Source organism: Candidatus Thermodiscus eudorianus (assembly GCA_015521085.1).
Classification (GTDB): Archaea; Thermoproteota; Thermoprotei_A; order Sulfolobales; family Acidilobaceae; genus Thermodiscus; species Thermodiscus eudorianus.
In genome coordinates, this window is record WAOW01000003.1 from 77390 (window position 1) to 91211 (window position 13822).

Annotated in this window: 13 protein-coding genes and 1 tRNA gene; 8 read left to right on the forward strand and 6 right to left on the reverse strand. The window is 57.9% G+C overall.

Annotated features, from left to right (window positions below; genetic code table 11):
• Positions 1 to 33: 33 nt before the first annotated feature.
• Entirely contained in the window at positions 34 to 714 is a 681-nt protein-coding gene (locus tag F7C38_01485) for a phosphoribosyltransferase (GenBank protein ID MCE4600226.1), read from the forward strand.
• On the opposite strand, the gene pyk is transcribed toward F7C38_01485, so the two are convergent.
• Both pyk and F7C38_01495 read right to left on the reverse strand, forming a co-directional pair.
• Entirely contained in the window at positions 711 to 2087 is a 1377-nt protein-coding gene (pyk, locus tag F7C38_01490; GenBank protein ID MCE4600227.1) for a pyruvate kinase, read from the reverse strand. The two genes, F7C38_01485 and pyk, sit on opposite strands and share 4 nt — an antisense overlap.
• Positions 2088 to 2100: 13 nt before the next feature.
• On the reverse strand, positions 2101 to 2655 hold the full coding sequence (locus F7C38_01495) for a nucleotidyltransferase (protein MCE4600228.1): 555 nt from the start codon (positions 2653 to 2655) through the stop codon (positions 2101 to 2103).
• Positions 2656 to 2735: 80 nt separating this feature from the next.
• Here F7C38_01495 and F7C38_01500 point away from each other — a divergent pair.
• Together F7C38_01500 and F7C38_01505 are read left to right on the forward strand one after the other, a co-directional pair.
• Positions 2736 to 2859, forward strand: a tRNA-Ser gene (locus F7C38_01500).
• A 139-nt stretch (positions 2860 to 2998) separates the two neighbouring features.
• Complete coding sequence (locus F7C38_01505; protein MCE4600229.1) at positions 2999 to 4597, forward strand: hypothetical protein; 1599 nt, start codon at positions 2999 to 3001, stop codon at positions 4595 to 4597.
• A gap of 49 nt (positions 4598 to 4646) precedes the next feature.
• On the opposite strand, the gene F7C38_01510 is transcribed toward F7C38_01505, so the two are convergent.
• Entirely contained in the window at positions 4647 to 5909 is a 1263-nt protein-coding gene (locus tag F7C38_01510) for an MBL fold metallo-hydrolase (GenBank protein ID MCE4600230.1), read from the reverse strand.
• A gap of 134 nt (positions 5910 to 6043) precedes the next feature.
• On the reverse strand, positions 6044 to 6700 hold the full coding sequence (locus tag F7C38_01515; GenBank protein ID MCE4600231.1) for a hypothetical protein: 657 nt from the start codon (positions 6698 to 6700) through the stop codon (positions 6044 to 6046).
• Positions 6701 to 6886: 186 nt separating this feature from the next.
• Here F7C38_01515 and F7C38_01520 point away from each other — a divergent pair, with 186 nt between their 5' ends.
• Positions 6887 to 7189 carry a hypothetical protein gene (locus tag F7C38_01520; protein ID MCE4600232.1) on the forward strand — a complete coding sequence of 101 codons (303 nt, stop codon included), beginning with the start codon at positions 6887 to 6889 and terminating at the stop codon, positions 7187 to 7189.
• 3 nt (positions 7190 to 7192) lie between these two features.
• Here the strand turns inward: F7C38_01520 and F7C38_01525 are convergent, their stop codons facing one another.
• A complete protein-coding gene (locus F7C38_01525) occupies positions 7193 to 8293 on the reverse strand; it encodes an aminotransferase class V-fold PLP-dependent enzyme (protein ID MCE4600233.1) in 1101 nt (366 codons plus the stop codon).
• A gap of 181 nt (positions 8294 to 8474) precedes the next feature.
• Between F7C38_01525 and F7C38_01530 the strand changes: the two genes are divergently transcribed.
• The 4 genes from F7C38_01530 (at position 8475) to F7C38_01545 (ending at position 12525) form a co-directional block, all read left to right on the forward strand.
• Positions 8475 to 9212, forward strand: coding sequence for an acetoacetate decarboxylase family protein (locus F7C38_01530; GenBank protein MCE4600234.1), 738 nt, complete (start codon positions 8475 to 8477; stop codon positions 9210 to 9212).
• Positions 9191 to 10444: an acyl-CoA/acyl-ACP dehydrogenase gene (locus F7C38_01535; protein ID MCE4600235.1), complete on the forward strand. Its 1254-nt coding sequence runs from the start codon at positions 9191 to 9193 to the stop codon at positions 10442 to 10444. Before F7C38_01530 ends, F7C38_01535 begins: the two co-directional genes overlap by 22 nt.
• Before the next feature lie 75 nt (positions 10445 to 10519).
• Positions 10520 to 11557: a 2-hydroxyacid dehydrogenase gene (locus F7C38_01540; protein MCE4600236.1), complete on the forward strand. Its 1038-nt coding sequence runs from the start codon at positions 10520 to 10522 to the stop codon at positions 11555 to 11557.
• 47 nt (positions 11558 to 11604) lie between these two features.
• Positions 11605 to 12525 (forward strand): TIGR00341 family protein, encoded by a 921-nt coding sequence (locus F7C38_01545; GenBank protein MCE4600237.1) that lies wholly within the window; start codon positions 11605 to 11607, stop codon positions 12523 to 12525.
• Here F7C38_01545 and menC read toward each other — a convergent pair.
• Positions 12522 to 13793, reverse strand: coding sequence for an o-succinylbenzoate synthase (gene menC / locus F7C38_01550; GenBank protein ID MCE4600238.1), 1272 nt, complete (start codon positions 13791 to 13793; stop codon positions 12522 to 12524). The genes F7C38_01545 and menC overlap by 4 nt on opposite strands.
• Positions 13794 to 13822: the final 29 nt, after the last annotated feature.

Here is a 13822-nt window from a genome sequence, read left to right on the forward strand (position 1 = left end):
GTGATGGCCGACTCTATCCTGGTGAAGACCGGATTGGCGAGGGTCCCCGTCAAGCTGGTGTCCTGGAGCGAGATAGTGGAGTGGAGCAGAGGGCTCGCCGGCAAGATCGAGGCCTCCGGTTATAGGCCGGACGTCATAGTGGCCGTGGCCCGCGGCGGCTATGTCCCGGCCAGGCTACTGGCGGATTTCCTCGATGTAACTAACATGCTCAGCGTGCAGAGCCAGCACTGGGTTGAGGCTGCCAAGGCAGCTGAGAGGGCCATCCTAAAGTATCCCTATAAGGTTGACCTAGAGGGCGGGAAGGTATTACTAGTCGATGACATAGTTGATACCGGCGAGACCCTCCTACTCGCGAGGGACTTCATCGAGAAGGAGTGGAATCCCGGGGACCTGAGGATAGCGGCTCTACAATGGATCAGCCCCGTCGCCAAGTTCGAGCCCGACTACTACTACCTGGAGGTCAAGGAGTGGACATGGTTCCAGTACCCCTGGACCAGGCTGGAGGACGTGCAGCAGTTTATAGAGAGGATATTCAAGGAGGATGAGAGGGCCAAGCAGGGCCTGGCCCTGGAAGAGCTAGCAAGCCTCTTCAGGGAATGGTACGGCGTCGACCCCGGGGATCTGGGGTTCTACTGGGACCTGGCCGTCGAGAGGCTACTCGCCAAGGGGGTGCTGGCTAGGGAGGATGGTAGGCTGGTATATCGTGGAGGCTAGTAGCTGAGGTTCTTGATCCTTATGTCGAACACGTCCCTCTCCCTGCTCCAGGCCGCCAGTATGCAGGTCCTCCCGGAGAGCGTGCTGGATAGCTCGCTGTAGAGCTTCTCCATTCCGTCCGCATAGGTCTCGGCTGGTATCTGGAGTGGGGCGAGTCCCCACCGTATCCTGAGGCGTCTCTCCAGCTTCTCACCGGGGACCCCCACGTATATCGGCGTCTTGGGCTTGAAGCTGGCTAGGCGGTTGGGTAGTCGTCCGCCCATGGAGTAGACTAGTAGGGGCGCGTTTATGCTCTCGGCTAGTTCCACTAGGCCTAGGGCTAGTGCCTCTGGCTTGCTGGTGCTCGCCGGCCTGGGGGGCTGGGTGTTTTCGTAGGCTCTCTGGCTCGCCTTCCTGGCCCACTCCACCGCCTCGACAGGGTGCTTGCCTATTGCGGTCTCAGAGGTTAGTAGTAGCGCGTCCGCCCCCTCTTTGACGGCTTGGAATATGTCTGTTATCTCGCTCCGGGTCGGGGTGGGCCTCTCAACCATGCTGGTCAGGAGTTCGGTCGCCACTATCACGGGCTTTTTCATGGCAACGCCTGTCAGGGCGAGGTCGCCCTGCACTATTGGCATCTCCTCCAGGGGGTAGTGCATGCCCAGGTCTCCACGGGCTATGACTATCCCGTCGGCCGCCCCCGTTATCTCCTCCGCGTTCCTCACGCCCCCGGGCGACTCTATCTTTGCAATGACCTGCACGTCGTCGACTCCATGCTCCCGTAGCTTGGACCTTAGAACCCTTATGTTGCTACCGCTCCGGACATAGCTCATCATCACGTGGCTGAAGGGCTTATCACTCATAAACCGTATAGCCTCCTCGTCATGCCCTGTGACCGGGGGGAGGGGGAGATCCTTTCCCCTGACAGCGACCCCCATGCCGGGCTTTACAACCCCGCTAGCCCCGGCTAGGAGTATGGCCCTCTCGTCTCTAGCCTCCTCCACAGTGAACCAGAGCACCCCGTCCCCGAGGATCACCACATCGCCAGCCTCTAACACCTTGAAGACCGCGGGGTCTGTGACCGGTATGCAGTCGCGGCCCCCGCTACACAGGACTACACGGTCTCCCTCCGCCACGGCCACCGGGCTGGCGTCGTGGGCTATCCTGACCCTGGGGCCCTCCAAGTCTATGATCAGAGCCGTCTTAACTCCTAGGCGCTCCTCGGCGTCTAGGACGGCTTCTAGTAGCTCTTCCCAGAGCCTGGGGTCTCCGTGGCTCGTGTTTATCCTGAACCCCCAGGCCCCCGCCCTAATCATCTCCCTGACAGTCTCGGGGTCCCGGGAGCTCGGGCCCAGGGTTGCTATTATCTTGACCGGCGTCCAGTCCGGGTAGGCCAAGACGCGTCCACCGCTAGATCTGGAAGCCGGCGTCGCGCAGCCTCCTCAGTATGACCTTCTCGTCGGGGAATAGGCTCGCCGCCTCCAGGAGCTTGCCCTTGTCGACTTTTAGCTTCCCCTTCTTGGCTAGCCTGGCTAGCTCCTTGAGCCTCTCGATATCGCTCGACCGTCCAGCGTTCGCTTTGAGCACTATATGGTCCTCAACGAGGACCATCTTAACCCTAACCCCCGCGATATTGACCCTCACGCTCCTCTGCAGTATCTCCTCGGGCACGTTGAAGTCGAACAAGTTATCATAGAACTCCACGGGGAACTCCTCCTCCAAGCGGGCTATCAAGGCGGGGGTGCCGAGCCACGTCTGCCCGACACCCCAACCCAGCTCCTCCGCGACCCCATAATACTCCTCCTCTAAGAACACGTTGGGCTCCTCCGCGAACAAGTCGATATCAGGGCCCAGGTCCCTGGAGCCGAGGGCTACCTCCACAACACTACCCCCGATGACAGTGAACTGGAAACCATGATCCAACAACAAGCGCAAAGCCCTAGCGAACGACTGCCTCGAAACCACCAGCCAACCACCACAGACAACTAACAGGACAAGTAAAACCCTAATATCCTCCATGCACAAGAACCAACTAAAACACGGAAGCCGGGGTGGCCGAGCGGACCAAGGCGGCGGGCTCGAGTTCGGTGGCGGTGTTTCCCGCCGCCTCAAGGGAGACCCGTTGCCCCGAGGAGGGGCGCGCGGGTTCGAATCCCGCCCCCGGCGCCAGTATTTACCTCTGTATCTCGTCTTCTAGCTCGGATTACTTATATGATTGATTTTATTAAATAATTGGGGAAATCTGGGTTGGTGAATAAAGAATATATAGCTGGTTAAGTTTGAATTATATTATCTTGGTGTGCCCCTCGTGTCTAAGGGGGTTACCGCTGTAGTCGTCCTACTGGTGCTCGTTCTAGTCCCGGTGTCTACTCTAGCAGCGACTACTTACGTGAATAGGTGGAGCGATAGGCCGAAACTCTACGGTGCGTATACGGTCGACTATCTTTACGGTGGGGCTGGGTATGGGGCTAGCGTGTTTAGCGTTGGACGCTTCTTCTACTCCACTGGGGGCATTTATATAGGGGTTGTATTCAAGCACGACTCTAGTGGAAACAAGTTAGCAGAGAATAGTCTATACCTTCCCTCGGCGAATGTGAGTTTCCGGGACGCCGAGGTTAACACTGTCAACAATAGAGTATATGTCGTTGGCTACACTTGTAACTCCGTCAACTGTGCTGGCCTAGCCAAGAACTACACTGTATCCGATCTCTCCACGGGTAACATATACTACTGGTTCAACATCAGCGCGGATGTGGACATAGCGTTTTACGGGGCCTGCTCTGATGGAGCTGGAAACGTCTACTTCGTGGGGGAACTAATTAACAGGACCATGACCCCGATACAGCATAACATGGTCATCTACTCCTTCGACCAACTATGGAATCCCAGGTGGGCCAAGTCCTATAGTGGCAGCTATAACCTAACCGGGTGGGACTGCGTAGTAGCCCAGGACGGGTATCTCTACGTGACAGCCACCGATATCTGGTACTATAGAGGCGTGAATTACCCCGTCTACATTTATGTCGTCAAGATAAACCCGGCCTCCGGGGATCCCCTCAGCAGTAGCGGGGCGGTAGCATACAACTCCCAAGGCTATGCCAACCGCTATAGCCTCTCCTACGTCGGTATCAGTGCAACGAGCAGCGAGGTAGTGGTGGCCTTCTCCTACACGGACGAGCTACCCGACCCTACGAATCCCAGTGTCGGGGCTTCGATCGCGGGCTTCGACTATACACCCTCCATGACGTGGAGGAAGAATGTTACAACTAGTAGCGACGAGGTGTTCGAGAATGTAGCGGCCGGGAGTAATGGAGAGGTCGTGGCGGGCGGCTATACCTACAACAACTACGGCACAAGCCTATCTACAACCCGCAGAAACGCATTCCTCATCCTACTGGATGCAAGTCATGTCCTGGAGAAGGCCATTCTAGCAGGCGACACACGGGGCCTATACAATACAATCGCATACGGTGTACTAGTCGATGGTGGCGGTAACGTTTATTGGACGGGCTATGCTGGAGACGATGACGCCTACACGGCATATTACGACGTAACCAGCGAGGTGCAAGTCCAGGGCACACCTCTCGCTGAACCCCAAGCCTATAACAGTGACGACTCCATAAAGCTACCCGACTATGTCGTCCAGGGAAGCCGGGAAATCACGGCTAGGGACCTAGGTAGGACGGGCATCGGCGAGGCCAGGACGCCCGGTAAGATACCCGTTTCCGGGTTCGGTGTGGAAGCTACTCCAGGGGGAGAGAGTACAGGCCTCATCGCGGCTACCAGCGAAACTGTCAGCAGCCCCTCTCCATCTCCTGTGCCCGTGCCTGAGCCTGCTTTAGGCGTCATTGTAGCTACCGTAGCGCTACTAACGTACTTGCTCTACAAGAGTAGACGCGCACACTAGGTATAATTCGATAACCTCTCTAATTCTCCGCCAAGTAGAGCCTGGGTTCTCAGTCTAGTCTTATCTCTTCCATGTTACTGGGGGTCTGGACCTCGACGTCCAGCACATCTTCGATCGCTTGTCGTAGGTCGTTCTGGTTCTCCTCGTCCCCGTGCACTAGGATGACCCTCTCTAGGCCCCGTATGCCCTCTAGCACCCTGAGTATGCCGTTCCTATCGGTGTGGCTTGAGAAGTCGAACCACTGTACCCTGGCCTTTACCGGTATCTCCTCGGGGCCGTAGGTGCCTGTTTCGAGTATCTGCCTTCCCGGCGTCCCGTCGGCTTGATAGCTCACCATGAATATCGCGTTCCTGTCGTCGCCAGCCATCTTTTTCAGGTAGTAGAGGCTCGGCCCGCCCTTCAGCATGCCCGCGCTGGCTATTATCACACCGGGCTTCTTGTAGGCCCTCCTCCTGTCCTGCCATCCCCTGACCATGTTGAACATTGAGGCGGCCTTCGCCATTAGCTTGTGGTCCCTCACGTACTCCCCGTGGGCCAGGTATAGCTCGGTGACCTGCCTGATCATGCCGTCAACCCACACCGGGTACTCGAAGTCCCTCTCGGCTAGCAGACACATTATCTCCTGGCCCCTTGAAACGCTGAACGACGGTACTAGGACCGTTCCTCCCCTCTTTACCACCTCAAGGATCGACTCGTAGAAGAGCTTCTCGGTCTCCTCGCGCGGCGGGTGGGTTGTGGAGCCATAGGTGGATTCTATGATGACTGTATCGGCTTCTACGCCCGCTAGGTCGGCTGGGTTCATGAGCTTGGTCATGATCGTGTTCATGTCGCTAGTGTATAGTATCTTGTGCCCGTCCACCTCAACCCACACGGCGGCACTCCCGGGTATGTGGCCATTGTAGAGTAGCTTGAAGGCGAAGGGGCCCTTCTCTACCTCCTCACCGTACCTCAGGGATCTCCCGGTCTTGAGCATGTCCTCGACGCTGGCCTCGTCGTATGGCAGGTGTGGTCCGTTGAGCTTTATCATATCGTAGAGTAGGAGTTTTGACACGTCGAAGGTCAGGGGGGTGGCGTATACCTCTGGGAAGACTGATATGTATAGGCTTGGGGCCGCCCCTATATGGTCTAGGTGGCTGTGGGTTAGTACTAGTGCTTCGAGGTCCCTGGGCCTGACGTGGGCCGGGAAGACTGGCCTGTCTTCCTCGTCGAAGTTCGTGCCGTAGTCCATTAGGAGCATTCGCCCGTCTGCCTTCACGGCTATCGCGGCTCTGCCCACCTCTCTGCCGCTGCCGAGTATCTGGATGCTGGCCATTTGCCTCTACACCTTTCTTGTCTTCTCGTGGTCTCCCTTGGTCCCTGTGGGTCCCGTATAGACTAGGTGCTGTACATGTAGCCCTAATATAAAGCCACGTCCCGGGATAATAAAATAAATAAAAATTCTACTAGCTATATAATTAACCCGGGCTCTCTACCCCCCTCGGACCCATAGACGAGGCCTATAATCTTCTCAGCCACCTCGCGATCTATACCCGCATCCACGAGGTTCTGCAAGGCCCTCTCACGGGTGACACCCTGCCTATACCAAGCGGCCACCAGGTTTGCTAGCGATACGAAGGACTCCTCTATTATCTTCCTCTTCAGCCCAGCCGGGAGGACCGACACTAGATACGTGTACCCCAGTATCAGCGATGCCAGTGCCTCCTCGAACTCGGCCTTCGACAGGCTTTTCTTGTCCAAGTCGACCGCTATCGCTATCTCGTGGCCCTCACCGAAGATATAGTATTTGGCCAGGGGTAGCTTCGAGATGTCTAGGAGGAGCCTGTAGAGCGCCAGCTTCTCCTCAGGCCCCAGATCTATAGTGTCAAGGCCCGTCTCTATAACTATCCTGAGAGTCTTGATCTTATAGTCGGGGTTCTCCAAGTCCAGAACAAGCAAGTTCACCGGGACCTTTGGATGACTCACACGCAGCATCTTGAGCTTGCCATCCTCGACACGCTCATCTATAACCTGCCATCTCAGGTCGACGAAGGTCTCCGGCTCGTCGACACCCTCCACGAGCCACTTCTTAACGTCCTCAAGAGTAGTCAGTTTCTCGCCCGGCAATGGAACAACACCACGACACGCCTGGCGTCGTTACTATCTATGGGTCCGCCACGCTAATAAGTCGAACCCCTCCAGGCGAGACACGCTCGACCTAGAGGGTTCGACCACGCCCTTCCATAACAAGCTCGATCGACACTAACATTATTTAAACAGCCATCAAATTAATAATTTAAGTGGTGCCCGGCCGTGAAGGAGATCTCCTGGGGCAAGGCTTTCGTCTACGCTCTAAAGTTCGCTGTCCTCTCCCTGGTATGGCTACTGGTTGGCGGCATCCTAATGGTCGCCGGGATCGTGATGGTCACCGGTGGAAACGCTCCTATCCCCTCATTACTCGATAACCACCAGTTTGAAACCCATGCCTCGTCGCTTGCAACCGCGGCAACCGGTGCAATACTAGTGATTGTAGGGTATCTGACAGCTGTACTAGGCTCGATCGCAACATACTTCAAGCTAGTATCCCGGCTAATAGTGGAAACCGGCAAAGACTAACACTCACATTTTGATGTACCGCCTCAACTTCTCGGCTACGAGCCTGACATCGCCCTCGCTATTGTATAGGTGGATCGAGACGCGTATCCCGCTCAAGCCGGCTTGACCCCTAGCGCTCACCGCGATACCATCCCTGGCCAGCTCCCTAACCACCCTCCTAGCCAGGCTAGGCTCTACCCTCAGGGACACTATGCCGCTGTGACGGCTCTCAGGGTAGTAGTCCTGGAACGTCTCAATACCGTAATCCCTCAAGAGGTCAAGCAACAGATTCCTGAGCCCCGTTATATAGCTCTCAACACCCGCTATTCCTATCCTGGAGAGGAGCCTTAGGGTTGCCTCGAAGGCGGCCAGGTCGGGCACGGATAGCCCTGTGGGAGCACTATAACGGTGGCCATCTTCCCGCAGGCTCTGCAACGGCATGGCCTCCTTACTGGCGTCGTTCCAGTACTCGTCCCAGTCATAGATGGCCAGGTTGCCTAGCCCGTGGAACACCGGGTCGAACCCCATCATCTCCCTGGAGACAACGCACACGCCCAGCCCGGCGTGCGGGGTGAGCAGCCACTTCTTCACCGAAGCCGCGTAGGCGTGGGCCGACTCCTCGCCCTCCCTCAAGGATAGAGCGCCGAAGTGCTGTACAGCATCGACCACTACTAGCGCATTCCTCTTCCCGGCGTAGCTGATTATACTGGCCAAGTCTGTCCTGTACCCGGTGACCCATGTCACTGCCGAGACTACGACGACCTGGGCGCCGTCATCTACAGCGGCTTTAACCGAGTCCTCCACAGTACCTCCATCATAAACCCTGACCCTGCATCCTTTGAAGCGGCAGCCCGACCCCAGGGCCCTGGCTATACCCGGGAACTCCTCGAAGGATAAGCCTATGAGATCCGTATCTGGCCTCGACAGGGCTAGCCTGTAGATACAGTGTGTCGTCGACTCTCCGACGCCTATGCTAGCTGGGTCGAAACCGTAGAGCTCGCTGAAGCGTTTGGTGATAGAGTCGATTAGGCTGTACTTGGCGGATTCCGCCTTGGATATGTTGCCTGCGTAGAGTTTTGAGGCCTGGATCATGGCGTCTATGGACTCTCTCCACGCGAGTCCCATGGAGGCCGTGTTGAGATACGCCTTGTAGTGGCTTGCCGCAGGAAACTCCCTGGACGAGTCTAAACCCGGTCACCAGTTCAATATGGAGCGTTGTCCTTCCTAATTAAGCCCCCGCGGGGGGTGGTTGATGATACTATACATATATCCCTGCTCCAGGCCGTATCTCTCATGGTGTATAGCCTTGCCCCAGGAGGGTTCTAGACCCCTGTATCCTTCCGCCCCGTGGCTCTACTGGGATGTCGAGGCCGTCATAGCCCTTGTAACCTTCAACGCTGAGAGCGTTAAACCGCTCCTGCCCGAGGGCGTCGAGGTCCTCGGAGACCAGGTTATGGGCGCCGTGTGGATTGCCCGCTATCCCAGGTCGACTCTAGGCCCCTATAACGAGGCGTTAATCGCCGTCCAGGTCTACGTGGGGGGAGAACCCAGGTTCCTTATACCGTACATCTATGTTGACAGTGATGTCGCGCTCGCCGCTGGCAGGGAGGTGGCTGGCGCCCCCAAGAAGTACGCTGATATCGGATTGGAGTGGAGTGGCCGTAGCGTAGTTGGCTGGGCTCGTAGGGCTGGCATGATGATTAGGGTGGAGGTCTCCCCCGAGTATGCGGCTTCTGGCGATGTCCTTGAGGCACTCTTGTCTAGGGATGGTACTCCCCTCTTGAATGTCAGGGAGTTGCCCGGGGTTCCTGGGGGAGGCTCTGTGAGGGACTTGGTTGCGTGGCGTGCCAGGGTATGGTTCCATAGGTCCATGGGCGGCGGCGTGTTGAAGGCTTGGGCCGGCCCCTCTAGGGTCGAGCTTGTGGGTGGGGTTGAGGATCCCGTTGACGGGTTGGAGATAGTTGACGTTGTAGATGGGTTCTATGCCTTCTTCGACATGGAACTATCGGTTGATAAGGTACTGTGGAGGCGTGTAGAGGGTTGATGGCTAGAGGAGCCCTCCTAGAGGAGACCTTCTACCCCCACGACCACGAGACCCGGCTCTACAGGAAGAGCATAATCGAGTGGTCAACCACCCACGTCGAGCCCAACGCGCTGAGACTCGACAGGATGAGGGAAGAGGACGTCCTAGAGGAGGCTAGGAGGATCATAAAGGCCTCAAGCGAGGTCAGGATGCTGAGCCTAATAGTCCCGGAGGACCTAGGCGGGGCCGGAGCACTAACCTATCTGGGCTCCAACGTGCTAGAGATACTAGCATACTACGATGCCGGAGCCGCAACTAGCATAGGGGCTGTGTGGCTCGGCCTCCTACCAGTATTCACCGCCGGCGTGCTCGACGGAGGCGAGTCGTGGAAGAGGTGGCTTAAGCCCTTCGCGGAATCAGACGAGGCCGGAGACCCACAGGTCTGGGCGTTCGCGATAACAGAGCCAACCGCTGGCAGCGACTACGAGAGGATCGAGCCGGGGTCTAAGCCGGAGTATGTGACCGTCGCCGTGCCCGATGCCTCCGGGGGCTACAGGGTTAGCGGTAGGAAGGTCTTCATATCCAATGGGCCCATAGCGGATTATGTCACAGTGTTCGCCGTCGCCGACAAGAGTAGGCCCATCGAGTCGATGCTATGCCTCATACTGGAGAGGGGCGAATTCAAGGTTGAAACCGTCTACGACAAGATGGGCCATAGGAGTAGCCCCACCGGCGAGCTGGTGTTCGAAGACGTGTCCGTGCCGCCCGAGAGGGTGCTGTGCCCTCCGGGCATGGGATGGGAGATAGCGGAGATAACGCTATCCTATAGCCGGGCGCCTGTGGGCGCGATAGGCCTCGGCATAGCTAAGAGGGCCCTGGAGGAGGCTATAGTGTACGCCAAGTCCAGGGTGCAGGGCGGGAGGCCCATAATAGAGCACCAGGCCGTCAAGATGAAGATAGCCGGGATGATCGAGAGGGCCTACCTGGCCGAGAACACGGTGTATAACGTGGCCAAGCTCCTGGAAGAGAAGTTTCCACCGCCCATCGAGGACTCCAGCGTGGCCAAGGTAGCCGGGGCAGACGCGGCAGTCTACAATGCACTAGAGGCCATACAAGTATACGGTGGAATCGGCTATATGCGTGAGACGGGTATAGAGAAGCTGCTCAGGGACGCTAAACTCGTACAGATCTATGAGGGCACGAACGAGATCAACAGGCTAACATTCACCGAGAGGTTCACGAGCAGGATATGAGTCCAGCCCGGAGGGGCCTATACCACCCGTAATTATCCCCCGGGCACGCCAGGACTCCGTGGAGGGTATCGTGTCGTGGAGTGTGTATACGACGTATTCACTAATAGGCCGATAGGGGAGGAGATGAAGGGCCTCCTCCAGGGATATCGGATCTATGCTCCCGAGGAGCCTCTAAGCGGGGCTAGGGCCTGGGAGATCGCCAAGAGGTCTAGAGTCTACATAGACTGGTTCGACCCAGTAACCAGCGATATGCTACAAGACAAGGGATGCCTCCAGGTAATCATAGCCAGGAGCAGCGGATACGACCACATAGACGTAGAAGCCGCGGAGTCCATGGGAGTCTGCGTGGCCAACCAGCCGGAGATCATCACCGAGGCGGTCGCAGAGTTCGCAGTGGGAGGTATACTGGCCGCGCTCAAGAGGATAGTCGCCAGGCACAACTACTTCCCCCAATGGGCCACCAAGGGCTGGCCAACCCACCTCTCCGGCTTCCTACTACGGGGACGCTCCCTAGGCCTACTCGGTGCGGGGAGGATAGGGCAGAGCATTGCACTCAAGTTGAAGGCGCTTGGCGCGGGCAAGATACTCTATTATTCGAGGACAGCCAAGCCCGCCCTAGACGCGCTCGGCGGCAGGAGGGTCCCCCTAGAGGAGCTATTCGAACACTCCCAGATACTAGTAAACTCCCTGCCCCTGACAAGGGATACAAGGGCCATCGTAACCTACAGCCTCCTAACGCGCCTCCCCATGAACGCCGTCTACGTCAACGTCGGTAGAGGCGGTACCGAGGAGCCTGGGGCCGTGGAGAGGGTGGCTAGGGAGAGGCCCGATCTAGGCTTCGTCCTAGACGTGCACCCGGTCGAGCCCGTGCCGGGTGGAAGCGATAGGACTGGCTACGTGGGGGATCCCAGGTTCGTGCTGGCTCCCCACATGGCTGGTTTCACCGTTGAGTCGAAGATCGGCACCACGCTGCTGGCCCTGCTCCAGGCGAGGGATTTCCTGCGCTGGGGCTGTGTCTGGAACCCTGTAGTTGATTGCTGTAGGAGGTGTAGCTGGGGTGCCCCGGAGCTTGATAAGGTGATTGATATGGCTAGGAGGATCGCTAGGGAGTAACCTCTTTTATCCCGGGGGCGTCCCGGTAGTGTTATGCATGATGAGTTTTGAATACGTCGATGAAGAAGGTCGAGGTTTACTCGTCCCTGGACGAGTGTGGGAAGCTGGAGGAGTTCCTCGACGAGGAGAGGATCTACTGGTATCGCGAGGAGGCCTCGCTTGCCGGTGGATCGAGTGTCTGCAAGTTCACGTTCTACGCTCCCGTGCAGGCGCTTGCCAGGATACTCGATGGGATAGCGGGGCTGCTCGATCTCAGGAGGAGGGAGAATCTCGTCACGGTGTTGGACGTCGAGACTGGCCTGGGCAGGCCGTACAGGGTCACGAGCAGGAGGTTCCTACCCTTTATACGGGCCTTGATCGCCAGGCCATTAACTGCCCTGCAGGAGGAGGCTGGCGAGAGGGCATACTATTCCGTAGGCCAGGTCTTCCTGGTGCTCCTGGCGTCGTTAATAGCGCTGGGTGGCCTCGTTAGCGATAACCCATACATGATAATAGGGGCCATGCTGATCTCGCCGATACTTGGGCCCATCTATGCATTCTCCGTGTCCCTCGTCCTCGGGCCCAGGAGGAGGGCTCTAGACAGCGCGGTAACCCTCTCCACTCTACTGGCGGTGGCCTTTGTAGCCGCGTTGGCTGCGAGTATGGTCTCGGAGCTGGCCGGGCTCGGGGTCCCGGTTACCCGGGAGCTCTTGGCTAGGACTAGGCCCACGGGCCTGGATTTGGCCGTGCCTCTATTGCTCGGGATAGCTTCTATAATTGCGGTCTCGTCCAACACGACGGAGGCGTTGGCCGGCGTCGCTATAGCCGCGGCTCTCGTGCCCCCGGCGGCGGCCCTGGGGTGGCTTCTCCCCGTGGATGCCCGGCTTGCTTTGGGGGCTCTTGGGGTCTTGTCTCTTAACGTGGCTGGCTTGCTGGTGGGAGGGTCCCTCACCGTTTTCCTCGCCGTGGGTAGGGCTAGGCGCGTCTAGGAGGAGGTTGCATTGCTTATTGTTTCTGGCTTGATTGTCGTGGTCCTCTTCACATACTTCTGTAGCCTCTCTAGGTCCACGTCTACTCCTATGCCCGGCTTCTCGCGGACCCTTATCTGTGAGTCCCCGTCTAGCTCCCAGGGCTCGTCCACGATGTCCTCCTCGTAGTACCTGCTACTAGCGCTTATGTCCGAGGGGTAGCGCACGCCTGGCAACGTGGCTAGCGCCACGAGGTGTCCCCGGCCTACGCCGGTCTCAAGCATTCCACCTATCCAGACAGGCCTGTGGGCTTCCATACTCCATACCTCGTGGATCTTGAGGGACTCTATTATGCCCCCCACCCTACCCGGCTTGATGTTTATTATCTTGGCGGAGTCCAGGCGTAGAGCAGCTACGGCTTCCCGCCGGGATTTTATGCTCTCGTCGAGGCACACCGGGGTCTTGATCATCCTCTGGAAGTCCGAGTGCTCAAGCAGGTCGTCGTAGTGGAAGGGTTGTTCTATCATGAGTAGATCGTAGTCGTCTAGCTTCTTCAGATGCGGCGCGTCTAGGAGGGTGTAGGCGGCGTTCGCATCCACCTGCAGGGGGAGATCGGGGTACTCCCTCCTCACCCTCTCGACTACACCAACGTCCCATCCCGGCTTTATCTTGATCTTGACCCTCCCGTACCCGGCTTCGAGGTACCCGGATATAGCCGCTAGCAGCTCCTCGACGCTACCCTTGATGCCCACGCTAACCCCTACGCTGACCTGATCCCGGACGCCGCCGATGAGCCTGTAGAGGGGGACCCCCTCCTGGCGAGCCCGTAGATCCCATAGGGCCATCTCGATGCCGGCCTTAGCCATGTTATGGCCTCTAACCCTCTTGGCGCGCTCATAGAACTCCCCTGGGTCTGCTGTGCCGGGCAGCATCTTGGACAGGAAGTCTACTATCACGTGCCACGCCGTCCACACCGTCTCGTAGGAGTACCAGGGTCCCTCCCCCGCTACGACCTCGCCCCACCCGCTTAAGCCCTCTTCATCCACGACCTCGACTAGGATCGCTGGTCTTAGGGACGTGGCTCCGAAGCTTGTGCGGAACTCCGCCTTCAGGGGCATCCATACCTCGTATAGCCTCACGAGCTTTATCTCGTGCACAGGAACTCCAGCCCTCCCCAGGCCCATAGTGGTTGAACGACTCGGGTTCTTAACTGGTTTCCTGAGAGGGGCCTCTGTGAAGGGCGTGGTCATCATCGCCGTGCTCGGCGGGGTTGGATGGCTCCTCGTCACAGGCCCCATAGAGGATCTGGAGGATATTA